This window comes from Halobacteriovorax sp. (genome assembly GCF_041587335.1).
In the GTDB taxonomy this organism is placed as follows: Bacteria; Bdellovibrionota; Bacteriovoracia; order Bacteriovoracales; family Bacteriovoracaceae; genus Halobacteriovorax.
The window spans coordinates 1-2351 of record NZ_JBFGYP010000250.1 but is presented as its reverse complement, the minus strand read 5'-3'; the positions used below and the strand labels follow the sequence as shown (position 1 = coordinate 2351).

Annotated in this window: 1 protein-coding gene and 1 pseudogene; one reads left to right on the top strand and one right to left on the bottom strand. The window is 34.3% G+C overall.

Going from position 1 to position 2351, the window contains the following annotated elements:
• Positions 1–173: pseudogene (locus ABX784_RS17015) on the bottom strand (adenosylmethionine decarboxylase); the annotation flags it as partial.
• Between the two features lie 236 nt (positions 174–409).
• On the opposite strand from ABX784_RS17015, the gene ABX784_RS17010 reads away from it, so the two are divergent.
• Complete coding sequence (locus tag ABX784_RS17010; RefSeq protein WP_372656256.1) at positions 410–2350, top strand: sigma 54-interacting transcriptional regulator; 1941 nt, start codon at positions 410–412, stop codon at positions 2348–2350.
• Position 2351: the final 1 nt, after the last annotated feature.

Genomic DNA, 2351 nt, shown 5'->3' with positions numbered 1-2351 from the left:
CTTGATTCACTCAATAGGTATGCATCACATTTATCATTAGATATTTTTGATAAAATAGTCGCTTCGCATTTTGCTACTAACTGGCTCCAAAATTCTTGATCGATGCTACGCAGTGATTTTCCGCCAAGATCGACTATAACTTCGGCCTTCTTTTCAGATCCTTCAAAGAACAAGGCTGACTCCTTAAGTATATTTAATTTTATTCTCCTAATTAACATTTTTTAATTAAATCCGTAACTTAAAACTCTTGGCCAATGTAAAAAAGACCGATTGATTTAACTAATTAGCTGTAATTACTATAGTTGCCTCATTTTTTAGGCATATTCCTTAAGTATTTTCCCGAAATTTCCGAAATAGCTAAAGATTAAATACTTAATCCAAAAGGATTAATGATCCATTAGGAGATATTATGCTTGCTAGCTTTTCAGAGTTTAAATTCTATCAGTCGTTTAGAATTCCTGTAGAGGATGCTGATGATTTACGCTTTCTCGTTGAGGAAGAAAGTCTGTTAGGTAAGACTTCTTATATAGATGATGCAAAACTCATTGATATAAGTGTTACGGGTCTAGGGTTCTCTACTAAGCAGCGTATCAGTGTTGGTGAAGAACTTACTATCTCAATGCAGTTCAAAAGACATCATTTAGATTTAACAGGTAAGATTGTTAGAGCATTTTCAGAAACAATTGAAGATGACGATATTATTTATGGTTTAGAACTTGAGTCAGATAGGGAATTAAGTAAATTTCTACAACACTATGTTATGAGCTTTTCAACAGATAGACTTAAGGACTGTCTTATTGATTCTGCCCTCAAGGAAAAATACACAAAGGCCAGTGATGGGTTTGAAATGTTCTCGCTACTGCTTTCATTATTTAAGGACATCACATTCTTTGGTGATAAGGAAGGTTTCTTAGATACGATGCTTGAAGAAGTAGTAAGAATTTTAAATGCACAAAGAGCTTCTATCTTTTTGATAAATCCTGAGTCCAATGAGCTAGAGGCGATAGGAGCCCTGGGGGTTGATAAAGGTAAGTTAAAGTTTGACTATAGGCTAGGTATTGCAGGTTCTGTTTTTACGACAGGAGTCGCTTTAAATATTGATATTCAAGATGACAAAAGTAGATTTAATGATCAATTTGATAGTCAATTTGGATATGAAACTAAATCAATAATTTGTCATCCTATTCATAATAGAGAAGATAAGATTATTGGTGTTATTCAAATTTTAAACAAAAGAAACCAAGATAGATTTACTGTAGAAGATGAGAAAACGATGAAAGTTTTAGCTCTTGTTTTTTCTTCAGTATTTCATAATTACAATCCAATGTCAGAGTCTAGTCAAATTAGAAGATTCTCGACTCCATTTGATAGAAAGCATGCCCTTATAGGAAAGACATCACATGTTTCTTCTTTGAGAAGTACGATTATTAAGACTAAAGATCTTGATTCCCCATTACTTGTTCATGGAGAAAAAGGTGTTGGTAAATCTCTTTTTGCCACTATCATCCACCATGAAGGGTGTAGAGGACTTAAAGGTTTTGAAGTTGTAAGATGTGAAGAACCTATTAGAGATAAGCTCTACGAAGAACTCTGGGGCGCTGAAGATAAGAACACATTTGCGAAAGTAAAGGGTGGGACTATTGTACTTCATAGTATTTGCTCTTTAACAATTAAAGAGCAGAGAAAATTAATGAACGTTTTTAAAGAAAGAAAAATTCCTGGAACTTTTATGTCCATTGATGCGCGTATTATTGCAACATCTAATAAGGACCTTGCAGAACTTGTAGATAAAGGGGAGTTTGATAGAGAACTCTATGAATATCTCTCTAGTGCTTATGTTTATATTGAGCCTCTTAGAAGAAGGATTGATGATGTTGATCTACTCGTAGACTTTTTCCTAAAGGTTGAGTGCAAGAAACAAGGGTTACTACTTAAGAACTTTTCTCCTAAAGCTCTTGCTAAGTTGAAAGACTATGATTGGCCAGGGAATGTTGCAGAAGTTAAAAAATGTGTTGAACGAGCTGTTCTATACAATCCTAAAGCACATATTATCACAGAGGTTGCACTTGAAAATAATGCATCCCCACTGCTAGATACATCAAGCAAAAGAAGAATGTTTGGTAACGTACCACACGTTGCTGATTATAAATTACCTCTTAAAGATAGAGTTGCATTGATTGAAAGAGAAATGATTCTTGCTGAAATTAAGAGAAATAATGGAAATAAATCAAAGGCCGCTAAGGAGATGGGAATCTCTAGAGAGGCCTTAAGAAAGAAGCTACTTCAGTCTTCGAGTGTTTTAGAGAGTGTTCAAGTTGAAACTAGCTCTAAAGAGAAAGAAGCCGCTTAAT

Excerpts from the sequence above, each read along its gene's own strand:
- ABX784_RS17010 (WP_372656256.1), top strand. The coding sequence starts at position 410 with ATGCTTGCTAGCTTTTCAGAGTTTAAATTCTATCAGTCGTTTAGAATT.